The organism is Nocardia sp. FBN12, assembly GCF_054031145.1.
Genome location: NZ_CM132926.1, coordinates 6,672,741 through 6,686,092 on the forward strand (window position 1 = coordinate 6,672,741; position 13,352 = coordinate 6,686,092).

Annotated in this window: 13 protein-coding genes; 5 read left to right on the forward strand and 8 right to left on the reverse strand. The window is 68.7% G+C overall.

The window, feature by feature from the left end; translation table 11 throughout:
• Positions 1–33: 33 nt before the first annotated feature.
• The 5 genes from ACWZHB_RS31515 to ACWZHB_RS31535 are packed head-to-tail and all read right to left on the reverse strand — an operon-like array spanning position 34 to position 4,562.
• Positions 34–714 carry a response regulator transcription factor gene (locus ACWZHB_RS31515; RefSeq protein WP_427905360.1) on the reverse strand — a complete coding sequence of 227 codons (681 nt, stop codon included), beginning with the start codon at positions 712–714 and terminating at the stop codon, positions 34–36.
• Positions 708–1,877, reverse strand: a complete 1,170-nt coding sequence (locus ACWZHB_RS31520; protein WP_427905361.1) for a sensor histidine kinase — start codon at positions 1,875–1,877, stop codon at positions 708–710. Before ACWZHB_RS31520 ends, ACWZHB_RS31515 begins: the two co-directional genes overlap by 7 nt.
• Before the next feature lie 25 nt (positions 1,878–1,902).
• A complete protein-coding gene (locus tag ACWZHB_RS31525) occupies positions 1,903–2,928 on the reverse strand; it encodes a hypothetical protein (protein WP_427905362.1) in 1,026 nt (341 codons plus the stop codon).
• Between the two features lie 9 nt (positions 2,929–2,937).
• On the reverse strand, positions 2,938–4,245 hold the full coding sequence (locus ACWZHB_RS31530; protein ID WP_427905363.1) for a hypothetical protein: 1,308 nt from the start codon (positions 4,243–4,245) through the stop codon (positions 2,938–2,940).
• Positions 4,245–4,562 (reverse strand): hypothetical protein, encoded by a 318-nt coding sequence (locus tag ACWZHB_RS31535; protein WP_427905364.1) that lies wholly within the window; start codon positions 4,560–4,562, stop codon positions 4,245–4,247. The genes ACWZHB_RS31530 and ACWZHB_RS31535 overlap by 1 nt, the downstream gene beginning before the upstream one ends.
• A gap of 212 nt (positions 4,563–4,774) precedes the next feature.
• Here ACWZHB_RS31535 and ACWZHB_RS31540 point away from each other — a divergent pair, with 212 nt between their 5' ends.
• Positions 4,775–5,458: a GAP family protein gene (locus tag ACWZHB_RS31540; RefSeq protein WP_427905365.1), complete on the forward strand. Its 684-nt coding sequence runs from the start codon at positions 4,775–4,777 to the stop codon at positions 5,456–5,458.
• Between the two features lie 124 nt (positions 5,459–5,582).
• Positions 5,583–6,302, forward strand: a complete 720-nt coding sequence (locus ACWZHB_RS31545; protein ID WP_427905366.1) for a polyprenol monophosphomannose synthase — start codon at positions 5,583–5,585, stop codon at positions 6,300–6,302.
• A gap of 55 nt (positions 6,303–6,357) precedes the next feature.
• Here ACWZHB_RS31545 and ACWZHB_RS31550 read toward each other — a convergent pair whose 3' ends face one another.
• Entirely contained in the window at positions 6,358–6,801 is a 444-nt protein-coding gene (locus tag ACWZHB_RS31550; RefSeq protein ID WP_427905367.1) for a DUF6069 family protein, read from the reverse strand.
• 152 nt (positions 6,802–6,953) lie between these two features.
• Here ACWZHB_RS31550 and ACWZHB_RS31555 point away from each other — a divergent pair, with 152 nt between their 5' ends.
• The 3 genes from ACWZHB_RS31555 (at position 6,954) to ACWZHB_RS31565 (ending at position 9,342) form a co-directional block, all read left to right on the forward strand.
• A complete protein-coding gene (locus tag ACWZHB_RS31555; protein WP_427905368.1) occupies positions 6,954–7,502 on the forward strand; it encodes a hypothetical protein in 549 nt (182 codons plus the stop codon).
• A 93-nt stretch (positions 7,503–7,595) separates the two neighbouring features.
• The gene (locus tag ACWZHB_RS31560) at positions 7,596–8,150 is read left to right on the forward strand and encodes a copper chaperone PCu(A)C (RefSeq protein ID WP_427905369.1); all 555 of its coding nucleotides are present in this window, start codon (positions 7,596–7,598) and stop codon (positions 8,148–8,150) included.
• Positions 8,122–9,342: a Dyp-type peroxidase gene (locus ACWZHB_RS31565; protein ID WP_427905370.1), complete on the forward strand. Its 1,221-nt coding sequence runs from the start codon at positions 8,122–8,124 to the stop codon at positions 9,340–9,342. The genes ACWZHB_RS31560 and ACWZHB_RS31565 overlap by 29 nt, the downstream gene beginning before the upstream one ends.
• A gap of 39 nt (positions 9,343–9,381) precedes the next feature.
• Here the strand turns inward: ACWZHB_RS31565 and ACWZHB_RS31570 are convergent, their stop codons facing one another.
• On the reverse strand, positions 9,382–10,794 hold the full coding sequence (locus tag ACWZHB_RS31570) for a 1-acylglycerol-3-phosphate O-acyltransferase (protein WP_427905371.1): 1,413 nt from the start codon (positions 10,792–10,794) through the stop codon (positions 9,382–9,384).
• A complete protein-coding gene (locus tag ACWZHB_RS31575) occupies positions 10,794–13,211 on the reverse strand; it encodes a glycerol-3-phosphate 1-O-acyltransferase (RefSeq protein ID WP_427905372.1) in 2,418 nt (805 codons plus the stop codon). Before ACWZHB_RS31575 ends, ACWZHB_RS31570 begins: the two co-directional genes overlap by 1 nt.
• Positions 13,212–13,352 lie beyond the last annotated feature (141 nt).

Consider the following 13,352-nt stretch of genomic DNA (forward strand, 5'->3'; position numbering starts at 1 on the left):
CTCGATGTTCTCGTCCTCCAGGATGAGGACGGTTCAGCGCCGGGACGGTCCGACCAGGCCGGTCTCGTAGGCGAGCACCACGGCCTCAACCCGGTCGCGCAGACCCAATTTGGCGAGTACGTGGCCGACATGGGTCTTCACGGTGGCTTCGGACAGGTGCAGGCGCGCGGCGATGTCGCGATTGGTGTCGCCGGTGGCGATCTCGAGCAAGGTGCCGAATTCGCGCGGCGTGAGAGTGGCCCGAATACGTAGCGCCGCTTCGGTATTCGCGGTCGGCGTCGCGGCGACATGCGAGATCAGGCGGCGCGTTGTCGACGGTGCGACGACCCCGTGCCCGGCGTGGACCATGCGAATGGCGTCGACGATCTCCTCGCCGCGCGCGTCCTTGAGCAGGAAGCCGCTCGCGCCGGCGCGGATGGCCGGGAAGACGTAGTCATCGAGGTCGAAGGTAGTCAGGGCGATCACGCGGCAGCGCGGTTGTTCGGCGGTGATGATCGCGGTCGCCTCGATGCCGTCGAGCTCGGGCATGCGCAGATCCATGAGCACGACATCGACCGGACGGGTGCGCACGGCCGCCACCGCTTCGTCGCCGTTCGCCGCCTCGCCGACCAGTTCCAGATCGGCCTGGCTGTGCACCATCATCCGAAGGGCCGATCGCATCAGCTCTTGGTCGTCGGCGATCAGCACCCGGACGCGCGTTGTGTCGCTCAGCACGGCACCCGCACCTGCACCAGCCAGCCACCGTCGGTCGGCCCGGCGGACAGCGTGCCACCGACAGCGTCGACGCGTTCCCGCATACCGACCAGCCCCTTTCCGTGCCCGGCCGGCTCCGTCGATGGCCCGGTGTTGGTCACCCGCACCGCGATCGCGGCATCGACCGTCGTCAGGCTGACCCGAGCGCGCGGACGGTCGCCGGCGTGGCGGGTCACATTGGTGAGCGATTCCTGGACGACCCGGTACAGCGTGAGGCCGACGGCGGGGGTCACACGCAGGTGGTGGTCCATCGCCAGTTCGACGTCGACGCCCGACTCCCGCACACGGTCGACGAGCGCGGGCAGATCCTGCAGGCCTGGCTGCGGCTCGGTCGACGCCGATTCGTCGCGGAGCACATCGAGCAGGCCGCGCATCTCGGTGAGCGCCTCGCGACCCGCATCGGCGATGGTGGTGAGGATTTCGGTGGCGCGTTCGGGTGCGTTCGGCACGATCAGCCGACCGGCCTCGGCATGGCTGACCATCACGGCCAAGGAATGCGCGACGACATCGTGCATCTCGCGCGCGATCCGGCGGCGTTCGTCGGCCGCGGCCCGTTCGGCCAGTTGCGACGTCCACGCGGCCCGGGTCGCGCGGTAGCGGCCGAGCGCCCACGCGGCGGTCGTCCCACCGAATGCCGTGGTGGACAACAACAGCCACCATGCCCATGCCTCGATGGGCGCCGCGGTGAATTCCCACAGTCTGGCCAAGGTCAGCAGGCTGCCCGTCAGCCCGACGCCGAGCGCGGCGGTGGGCCACGGTGGCGTCGTGTGCGCGCTCACCGCGTACAACAGGGCGAAGAAGCACAGAATGCTCGGCAACAGGATCGGGCTGTAGCGGCTCGACTCCGAGAAGTCGGTGACCCCATCGATATCGGGCGCGACCAGCAGCGCCGCACATCCACCGATGCCGATCGCGAACGACGGAATCGGCCAGCGGCGGGCCGTCGCGACGCAGACGTGCAGCGCGAGCAGCGCGATGGTCAAAGCGAGCACCCACGGGGCCGAGACACCGCTCACCCGCACCGATTGCAGACTCGCGGGCAGCAGCATCGCTGCCATGACCACGGCCAGCGCCGGCTGCGCGCCGTGCCCGAACAGCCGAGGGCTGTTCATCTGGATCGACACGAGCTCAATCTACGCGGGCTGCTCCTCAGGCGCGGTGGTCGATGCTGGTGATGCGGTGGCGGCCGGGGGCCACCTCGGTGGTGCGCATGACCTGGTCGATTTTCTCGGTGGTGGCGTCGCCCGGCCATTTCTGGTGGATGGTGACGTTCCAGAGGGTGGGGTCGGCGGCGTCGGCCTTGGTGATGTGGACGCAGTATTTGACGTCGAGGGGCAGCGAGCCGATGCCGGCGGCCAGGGCGGAGGCGTCGCCCACGTGGGCGTTGTCGGTGACGAAGGAGCGGGCCTTGGCGGCGTCGCGGTCGACGTAGTAGCTGTATTCGAAGCCGAGGATGGCGCCCTCGGGGGTGGCGGTGTCGCCGCGTTCGGCGCTGATGGTGATCGAGGGCGTGCGAAAGGATTCGCAGCCCGACAGGGCATGGGCGGGCAGCGGGGGGACCGGGGTGGACGCTGTGGCGCGCGTGCCGGAGACGGCGGCTTGGGTGGTGGTTTTCGGTGTGTCGGCGGGGCCGAGGAAGATGGTGGCGGCCAAGCCGAGGATGACGACGAAGGCGAGGGCGCCGACGACGCCCTTGATCGCGGCCGCGGCTTTCGCCCGGCCGCCGCTCTCGTCGTAGCGTTCGTCGTCGAAGTTCTTACGGGGGCGCCGCGCGATCTGGCCGCCGCCGCCGAAGTCCTTGAGGCGTGGCAATACCGGCATCTCGACGTGGTCGCCGCTCTGTTCGGTGGCGGTGGTGGTGGCCCAGTCGTTCCAGTCCACATCGTCACCGCGTGGGGTCTGGGCGGGCGCGTCGCCGTCGTTCCAGTCGTTCCAGTCACCCGTGAAGCCGTCGTCATCGGCCAGATTTCGGTACACCGGTTCGACGGCCGGGGGATGGAAAGGGTTGTCGTCGAACGGTTCCGGATCGGGCGGCGGCCAGGTCTCCGGGTTGGTACCGATCGTTTGCGGCTCGGCCTCACGCCGCCGCCTGCGCCGCCGTTTGCCCTGCGGGCGACGGCCGCCGGGCGGTGTGGCGTCCGGCGAGGCGAAGTAGGCGCCGAACGGATTGTCCATGCGGGTGTCCTAAGCCGGCGCCGGGACGACTCCCGGTTGACCGTGTTTGGGTGCGGCAGAGGGTTTTTCGGTCTCCTGATCCTGCTGCGGACGACTGCCTGGTGGAACCACCCCGCCTTGCATCGGCTGCTGGGCGGGCGCGGGTGTGCTCGGAGCCTGTTGGGGCTGTTCGGTTTTCGGCGCTTGGTTCGACTGGAACGGGGCGGCCGGGGCCGGTGTATCCGGCTTCGCCGATGCGCCGTTGTCGTTCGCGCCGCCCCCAGTGGTTCCGCCACCGGTGGTCCCGCCGCCGCTGGTGCCGCCACCAAGGCCGCCGAACAAGGTGTTCGTGCCAGTCCCACCACCATTGGTCGACGGCGAGGTGGGCGTGGTGCCCGCGGGTGCCGTCGACGTGCCGCCCTCGGTTCCGGTGGCGTTCGCGGCGAGTGTGTCGATCCCGGTGGTCGCCAGTTCGGAACCCTTGTCGATCCCGTGCATCGCGACCTCGGCGATCTTGTCGATCAGATGCGTACCGAAGGTGACACCGGCATCGATCGCGGCCGTCCCCAGCGACACCCCACCGTCGATCAGCGCCTCTTGTAACGCGATCTGCGCCGCTGTCGCCGGGTCAAGGTCTTCGTCATCGTCGTCATTCCATGAGGAGGTGCCGTTATTCCACGAGGACGTATCGGACCCGCCGGTGCCGAGCACATAGACCCCGGGCGCCACCTCCGTGGCGCCGGTGGGCACGGTCACCCCGTTGGTCCCGCCGAGATCGCTGGTGAGCCCCTTGGTGTCCCGGGTGTACTGATCCATCTCGGTGCTGGCGTTACCCACCACCCCGACCGCTTCGGAAATCGCCTCTTCGGCGAGCGCGACGATCGCGTCCAGGTTGTTCTCGTTCACCGCGGGCGCGGCCTTCTTCGCCTTGGCCCGGAAGTCCGCGATGATCGCGTCGACCTTGGCGGCGGCGGTCGACTGCGTCGAATGCGCCTGGCCGAGTAGTGCGCTCAACCTGGTCCCGCGATCGGCCGCGGCCGACACCTCGGTGGCGGTCTGCCGCAGCGCGGGTGTCGCCGGTGCCGCGGTCTCGGTCGACTCGAGCGCGTACAACCCGAGCCGATGCGGGTCCTCGGTCGCCGTGGTCGCGGCGGAGGCCGAGGTCAGCGCGGCGACCACCGAGGCATCGGGATCGGCGGAAGTATTACTGCCCAGCGAATTACGCAACTCGAGCAACGGCACCTCCAGCAGCGCGATCACCGGCGCGATCTTCGCCTCGGCCTCGGCGGGGGTGATCGTGCTCACGGTGGTCTCGGTGACCAGCGACTTGGAACGCATCACGCCACCTCGCCCTCGGCTGTGCGCAGATCGCCTGCCAGCCCGGTATCGATCCCGGTCACGGTGGCGCCGAAGCGATTCAGGATGTCCTGATAGGCGGTGACCAGATTGCCCGCCGTGCTCAACGTCGACGCGTGATCGCCCGCGGCCTGTGACCAGGCGGCGGCGAATTCACGTCCGAGCACGCCGAGCCCGGACAGGTCGACCCCGGCCGCGGTCGTCGTATCGGTGGCCGCTGTGCCAAGAAGTTCGGAAACCCGAGCTGCCGCACGCTGATAAGCGTCGAGCGCTGACGGGTCGAATGACATTTCTGCCACGATGTCTGCCCCTTCACGATCGCGGATCCCGGCACGGCCGGTGCTGAAAAGCGTAACCACCGCGCGCCGTTTGCGGGGGAGTCCAGTCCAGATGGAGGGATCGATCTCGAGACCGCGCAGGTCAAGCACTTTCGCCGCGAAGCCGGGGTGGTGCTGGTGTGACTGACGGGTCGGCGATCCCAACATGACCGGCGAGTAGGGTCAGCCACGTCATGTCTGTCCTGCTGTTCGCCCTACTCGGATTCGCCCTGCTCGACGCGCTCGACGTGCTGCTGGTGGCGATCACCACGGCCGTGGTCGCCGACGCCCGGCTCACCCGGCGCTCGCCGATGACGGGGGTGCTCAGCTTTCTCGGCGGTGTCTTCGCGGTCTCGGTGGCCTTCGGTGTGTGCACGGTGCTCGGCATCGACTTCCTGGTCCGGCTCCTCGACTTCGAGCTGACGCCGACCCTGCGCTACTGGGGCGAACTGGTGATCGGCCTGGTGCTGATCGCGGTCGCCGCGCTCCCGGTCGACACCACGGCCTCGACCGGCGGTCGCTGGGTCGGGCCGGTGCGCAAGTACCCGTGGCTGATGGGCGTGATCGGATTCACTCTGGGCTTGGCGAAGGTGCCGACCTCGGTGCCGTACCTCGCGGCGCTGGCGATGCTGTCCGCACAGCGCCCGCTGCCGGTCGGCTGGCCGCTGATCGTGGCGGCCTATTGCGCGATCGCGCTGGTTCTGCCCCTGGTCGTGCTGGCATTGGCCATGCGAAGGACGCCGCGCACGCGTCGGATATATCGCCTGCTCGTGCGGGCCATCACCCGCTACGGACCGCCCGCGATCCGCGTGCTCTTCGTCGTGTTCGGCATCGGATTGGTCGTCGACGCGCTGGTCCACGCTGGTCGGCTGTGGTGAGCGCCCGGCCCGGCCACTCAGGAAAGTGTCAGGGCCATCGAGTACCGTCATAACGAATCGATGACATGCTCCGTGCCCGGATGTTGGGCTGCGGGGCTATCCAGGTGAGCAGGGAGGGCGACCCTTGAGGGTTACCGTTGTTGTGCCGACCTACAACGAGCGGGAAAATCTGCCGGTGGCGGTGGAGCGGCTGACGGCTCTGCCGGTGTCCGATCTGCACGTGCTGGTCGTAGACGATAATTCACCCGACGGCACGGGTGACGTCGCTGACAAATTGGCCGCTGAGCTGCCGAACGTGGTGAGCGTGCTGCACCGCACCGAGAAGGACGGCCTCGGCCGCGCCTACATCGCGGGCATCACCGCCGCGCTCGACGAGGGCGCCGACGTGGTGATCCAGATGGACGCCGATCTGTCGCACCCCGCCGAGGTCATCCCGTCGATGTTGGAGAAGCTGGCAACGCCTGAGGTCGGCGTCGTGCTCGGCTCGCGCTACGTTCCCGGTGGCGAGGTCGCCGCGGAGTGGAAGTGGTATCGCAAGGCGCTGTCGGCGTGGGCGAATTTCTACGTGAACCTGATCCTGCGCCTCGGCGTGAAGGACGCGACCGCCGGTTTCAAGGCATGGAAAGCCGGAACCCTGCGCGACATCGACGTGGCGTCGATCCGTAGCAACGGTTACTCGTTCCAGGTGGAGATGAACTACCGCGCGATCAAGAAGGGTCACACGATCGCGGAGGTGCCGATCCGTTTCGAGGAGCGCACCATCGGCGCGTCGAAGATGAGCCTCAAGATCCAGCTCGAGTCGGCGATGATGCCGTGGAAGCTGCTTTTCGGCCGCTCGGTGTAATTTTTGACGCGAAGAAGGCCCCGCCGATGAATTCGGCGGGGCCTTTCGCTGTCTGTCACTTGGCGGTGATGCTGCGTCGCACACCTTCCAGCGCGATCACCATGACCGGCACCAGCACCACGTGCATCACCGACAGGGCGACGGTCGAGGCGGTGTCGAAGTCGGCGTCGACCGTCATTGCGATGGTCGCGAGCGACAGCAGCGAGCCGACCACAGCGGCGGTCCGCAGCACGCCGGTCCACAGGTAGGACAGCAGCACGGCGACAGTCAGTCCGATCAGCAGCGGCACGGTCGACATCATGATCACGCCGCCGGGTGCGACGGATTCGGTCTTGCCTTCCATCGTGACCATGAACGACCCGCCCGCGGCGGCGCCGATGGCCCAGACGATCAGATTCAGCACCAGGGCGGCGGCAGCGGCGCCCAGTACGGCGACGGGCCGGTTCAGTGCGGGGACGGTGTAGGTGGCGGGGGCGGTGGTGGTGGTGGTGGTGGTCATGATGTTCTCCCTCATTCGGTGGTGAGACCATCATCAAACCCAAACGATAGTTGAGGTCAAGCCTTAGTTCAGGATTCGCGCGCGGAGTCGATGAGATGCCGGTCACACCTGCCGATCCCGGCATCTACGACATGCGGTCGTAGCATGGCGGCGTGCGTTCACCGACGGATCACACCGCGCGCTTACGCGGCGCCGCGGTGGGTGCCGCGTCCGGTGCGGTCGCAGTGCTCGCGCACGGGCTCGGTGGCGCCACCGCACTCCCCACCGGATCGTCGATGGCCCTGTTGTTCGCCGCCTGCGCTCTGATCGGTGTCGTGGCCACCGCGCTGCCACGCGGGAACGGCCCGGTGTCGACCATGGCGGTGCTGGCTGTCGGCCAGTGCGTCGGGCACACCGCGCTGTCGCTGGGACATGTTCAGCACCACACCGTTTCGGCCGCGATGGTGCTCGCTCACCTGGTGGCGATCCCCGTCGGTACGATCGCGATTCGCGCCGCCGAGGTCGGGATGCGCCGGGCGATCACCAGCGTGCGACAGCTGGTCGTCGTGCTGGCCGGGGTCGGGTGCCCGCCCGCGCGGGTGGTCCGGCCACCCGCCGCCGACGAGCGCGCGGTGCTGCGGCAACTCCTCCTGCGACCGGATATCGGGCTTCGAGGTCCGCCCCGAGTGGGCGCGACCGTACTCACCCAAGCACCGGCGTAGGTCAACGCCACCGAATTCCGCCGCCCCGGTGGATGATTCGCTGTGCCGACCGGCCGGTCCTCGGTTCACCTCACCCGATGATCGGAGTTCTCCATGTCCGCGTACGCGCGTACCCATTTGCGTTCACCCCGTGCCGCCCGCCGTCTCGGCGCCGCGACCGCACTGTCCGTCCTGGCCTTCTTCGCCACCGCCTGCTCGGGTTCCGAACCCGCGGCCCCCGCGTCGGCGGGTGACCGGATCACCATGAGCGACCAGTGGATCAAGGCCGCCGACTCCGGCATGTCCGCCGCCTTCGGCATCCTGCGCAACACCGGTGACGCACCGGTGACCCTGGTCGCCGCGACCAGCCCGGCATCGGACCGGGTCGAAATCCACGAGGTCGTGCCCGACGGCACCGGGGCAAAGACCATGCGCCCCAAGGAAGGCGGCATCACCATCCCGGCGCACGGCGAAGTGACGCTGAAGCCCGGCGCCGAGCATCTGATGTTCATGGACCTGTTGCGGCCACTGCGCACCGGCGCGGAAACCTCGCTCACCCTCACCTTCTCCGACGGCTCGAGCACCGTCGTCCGCGCCCAGGTGCGCGATTTCGCCGGCGGCAAGGAGAACTACGCGCCGGGTGCCGAGAACCCCACGCACGGTGGCTGATCCGCACGCCGGGCTCTCCCGCCGCCGGTTGCTCGGCGGGGGAGCGGCGGCAGCGGGTGTCGTCGGTGCGGCTGGAATCGGCTGGGGCGCAGCCGGTCTCCGGGAAAGAGATCGGGACGACGCGCTCGACGTCGTTCCGTTCTACGGCACGCACCAGGCAGGCATCGAGACGACACCACCCGGCCACGTGGCCTTCGCCGGTTTCGACCTCGCACCCGGCGTCGGCCGCGAGGACGTCATCGGGCTGCTCCGGATCTGGACCGACGACGCGTCGCGGCTCACCCAGGGTCTGCCCGCGCTGGCCGACACCGAACCCGAACTCGCGGCCAGGCCCGCCCGTCTCACGGTCACGGTCGGGTTCGGCCCCGAGCTGTTCACCGTCGCCGGTCTCACCGCGCGACGGCCGAGCTGGTTGCGGCAGCTGCCGGCGTTTCCGGTCGACCGGCTCGAACCCGCCTACACCGGCGCCGACCTGGTACTCCAGGTCTGCGCGGAGGAGGCGACCACGGTCGCACACGCGGTTCGGGTGCTGTCCAAGCATGTGAAATCGCTGGTGACAGTGCGGTGGGTGCAGCGCGGCTTCCGGGACGCGCCGCATGGCCAGACCATGCGCAACCTGATGGGCCAGGTCGACGGCACCGTCAATATCGCCCCGCGCACGGTCGACTTCGATCGGCTGGTGTGGGACGACGGCGCGTCGACGCCGTGGCTGGCGGGCGGCACCTCGCTGGTGCTGCGCCGGATCGCCATGAACCTCGACAGCTGGGACGAACTCGACGCCGACGGTCGCGAACTGACCGTCGGCAGAAAGGTCACCACCGGTGCCCCGCTCACCGGCACCGCCGAGCACGACGAACCCGATCTGACGGCGGTCGACCGCAACGGCATCCCGATCATCCCGCCGTCCTCGCATGTCGCCCGCGCCAGGCACACCCACGACGGCGAACGGTTCCTGCGGCGTGGCTTCAACTACGACGAGGCGCCAGCCCCGGGGCAGCTGTCGAATTCGGGACTGCTGTTCGTCGCCTACCAGCGCGACGTCGACACCCAGTTCCTGCCGGTGCAGCAGCGGCTGGCGGAGTTCGACGCGCTGAACGAATGGACGACACCGGTCGGCTCGGCCGTGTTCGCGATTCCGCCCGGCGTCCCCGGGCCCGGGAACTATCTCGGGCAGCAGTTGTTCGAGAGCTGAGGGAGTCCGGCCTGGCGCCCCAGCGCGCCCGGCCGGACCTCAGTCGGGGTCCGGCCAGTTCCGCAGGGTGGTGTCGAACAGCTGCCGAACGCTCTCGACCTCGGCGTCCATATCGGCCGGGTCCCAGCCGGAGACGTCGATCGGCGCCAGCGCCGCGACGTCGACGATGCCGGGGCGGGCGATCGGCGAATCACGCCAAGCGATCTCGCCCGCATTGCGGATCACCACCGGGATCACCGGCACGCCCGCCTGGATGGCGATGTGGAAGGCGCCCTTCTTGAACGGGCCGACGCCCGGGGTGAACGAGCGCGTGCCCTCGGGTGCGACCGCGATCGAGAGACCGTCGCGCAGGGTCGAAACCACCGGGGCGAGTGCGGCTTTCGCGCGCTCGGTATCGGTGCGGTCGATGAAGGTGACGCCGACGAAGCGCATCAGTGGACCGAACAGGGGGTGGTTGGCGAGTTCCTTCTTGCCGATGCCGGTCACCGCGCCGTCGAGGACCTTCGGGACGATGATCACGTCGAACTGGCTCTGGTGATTGAACAGGAACACCGCGGGCCTCGGCGCGCGGGCGTTTTCGGCGCCGACCACGCGTAGCCGCACGTCGATGGCGCGCAGGGTGGCGGTGGTGGCGTCGTGCATGAGCGCGTCGGCCATCGCCTGGCGCTTGCCGGTGTAGGACTTGCGGGCGACGCCGACCAGCGCGCCGCCGATGAGGCCGGTGAATCCGGCGATGGTGCGCAGGTAGTCGAGGGGGCGTGGGGCGCGGCGGAGCCGGAAAGTCAGTGTGGGCCAGTCATTGGCGGCGGCGATCTCGGCCAGCGCCGGGTCTGGGTCGATCACGGTGGGCCGCGCGGCCAGTTCGAGCAGGGGCAGGTCGGTCACACTGTCGGCGTACACGTAGCCGATCTCGCGGCCCGCGGCGAATTCGGTGACCGCGGTGGACTTTCCGGTGCGCCACCGGGGCGCGCCAGCCGGGTGGCCGGTCAGGACGTCGTCCTGGACGGCGAGTTCGGTGCACAGCACAGTGTCGATCCCGAGTCGCTCGGCAGCGGGCCGCACCTGGAATCGGGTGAGCTCGCTGACCAATACGATTGTGTGACCGGCCAATTGGTGCGCGCGCACGAGCTGCCATGCCTCAGGAAACAGCCGCCCGTAGATCTCCTTGCTGAAAGCCTTGCGGCCCAGCTGTTCCAGTTCGGATTCCGAGGCGCCCGCCCAGGTGCGCTCGACGGCGTGCAGGAACCGCCCGTAGTCGCCGTCGTCACCGCCGCGTTGAATGCCGCCGAGGAGGGTGGCCAGGCGATCGTCACCACGCCGGAATATCTTGCGTGCCAGCCCACGTCGCGGCAGGCCGTCGACCACCGTGCCGCCGAAGTCGAAGACCGCGACGACCTGCGCACCTTGCGGGCCGGACCGGATCGCGGCAACGGCTTCGGCGAGACTGCTCATCAGTTCGTGTTCCTGTTCGACGGATCGAGCGAGGCCGCCCGCGCGATGCGGTCGCCGAGATCGCGCAGCTGATCAGCGAATTCCTGTCGCTTCTCGCGCAATTCGGCTTCGGCGCCGACCGCGGCGGGCGCGATCAGCGCGTGGTTGTCGGCCAGTTTCCAGGCGCTGGTGAACAATTCCGATGATACCGATTCCGGGCTGTGCAACCGCTGCTGCAGCAGCATCTGCTTGCCGACCGCCACGCATTCGTCGATGAATTCCTTGCGATCGATCGGCGCGTCGGCGGGCCGGGCGACCAGCCGCTCGGCTACCACCAACTGGGCGTCGAAGAACGAACGCAGCACGCGATGGGCCATCACGAACCCGGATTCGGTGACAGCGCCGAGGAATTGGCGATCCAGCCGGTCGTCGGGGGTGTGCTCGTCCCACTCGGGCACGATCAGACGCACTTCCTCGATGATCTGCTCGGCGAACTCCTGCCGCTCGGGGAAGAAGAACTCGAACTTGAGTAGGTCGCGCAGCGCGAACGCCGCCTTCCACGCCGCCCGCAGTGGATCGTCACCGGGCTGTTCCACCGCGGTGAGCGCCGCCAATTCGAGAATGGCCCGGTTGACGAACCAGTGCACCGCGCTGTTGCGGTAGAACGCCGCCTCGAGGTGCACGCCGGGTTCGATCGCGTACACCGGCTCCAGCCCGCCGCGATACACGGTGACCACACCCGCGAGCGCGAGTTGCTCGAGCACCACCCGCAGGCCCTGTTCGTCACGCAGCGTGGACAATTCGCCGCTCGGCAGCCCGCGTACCGTGATGTAGCCGAGCACCGGATCGAGCACCGTGCGCACCTGTCCGAGGGTGAGCGCGCGTTCGTGTACGCCGAGCAGGGCCAGGGTGACCAGCGCGTTGACGGTGATCGGGGTGACCGCGTTGATGCCGACCGCTACGTCGAAGGCCAAGCGCTGCACCGCTTTGTATTCGGCGTCGGCGACGGCCGTCTCATCGGGAACGCTGGCGGAGCCGGTCTCGGTATCGCGCAGCGGGATGGTCACCGGGCGCTGGTCGAGGGGGTCGCCGTGCACGCCGAGGCGCTCGCGCGCCGAAATGGCCTCGCCGAAGCGCACATACACGCGCCCCGCCGAGTGCTGCTGCAGCCGAACGTATTTCGCGAGCCAGCCGATGCCCTCGGCCTTCTTCGTACCGCCTGCCTGCTCGCTGGCGATCGCGCCGAGCTCGTTGAGCCGCTCATAGGTGATCGAGACCGGCACCAGCATCACATCGTCGACCCGACGCGAACGGACCGCGGCGGCAAGGTAATTGAGCAGTCCGTAGCGGGGCGGCCGAAGCTTGCCGGTCCTGGTGCGCCCGCCCTCGAAATACCACTCCATATTGAAGCGCTTGGCCAGCAGGTAGGCGAAGTACTCCTCGACGACCGCCTTGTAGACCTCGTCGTCGCCGAAGCTGCGCCGGATGAACACCGTGCCCGTGCGCCGGGCGATCGGTCCCATCGGCCAGAAGTTCAGGTTCGCGCCGCCGATCACGTGATTGGGCGGAAAGTCGTTGCGCGCCAGCACGTCACCGAGGACGAAGGCGTCGACGTAGGAGCGGTGCGAGGGCAGGAACACCAGCGGGTGTTTGCGATTGAGCGTGCGCAATGCGTCGAGGCCGCGCAGATCGGTGTCGACCTTCCAGGTCGAGGCGTGCACCGGGCGCATCGCCTGGGTGAACAGGTCCGAGACCAACCGGCTCTGCGCGGCGACCAATTCGCGCAGCGCCTTCTCCGCGTTGCGATACACCTGGTCGGGTTCGGAGCCGATCTCGTCGGCGATGTAGTCGAGTTTGCGCTGGAATTCGGGGGAATCCAGGATTTCCTCGGCCACCAGCTGCGGCACCTTGTATCGGTCGCCGATCACGGTGCGTTCGGCGCGTTCGAGCGCGACCACCGCGGCGCGCACGACCGCGCGCGCGAACGGGTCGGCCGAACCCGCGCGCAGCAGCGCCGCGGCCTCGGGATTGTTGGTGCGCAGCGCGCTGAGCCGGGCGGGTGCGCCGACGAGGACGCGGTGCCGGTCGGGTTCGGTGCGCAGTAGCCTGCGCTGGACGAGCCGGTTGGGTTTGCGCGGATTGGTGAGCATCGCCAGGTCGGCGAAGGTCACCCGGCGCACGCCGTCGCGTTCGGGCGGCAGCCACAGCACCCGGACCGGGACGACCAGCGGGTCGTCGTGCCGGGCCACCAGTCGTTTGGTGATGGCTTTCGCGTCGAGGTCGAGCTGGGTCACCGGGGCCGTGGAGTCGATCTCGTCGCTGAGCCCACCCCGGGCGATCCAGTCGCCGATCACCGCACGTTCGACGCCGGAGGCCGCGTCGACGAGGGCGACCACCGAGTCTGCCTGCGGGCCGCGCCGCCCACCTGTGTCGATCATTCCTCCATTGAAGCCGCAGTTATGGTTCGGCGCACCGAACTTCGGCTACAGCGCGTCGCCGCGGCCAGGGAGTGGCGAAGAATACCCAGCAGCGCTCTGGCTAAACGGCGAGGTAATGCTAACCTAACCAAGCTAAGTTAG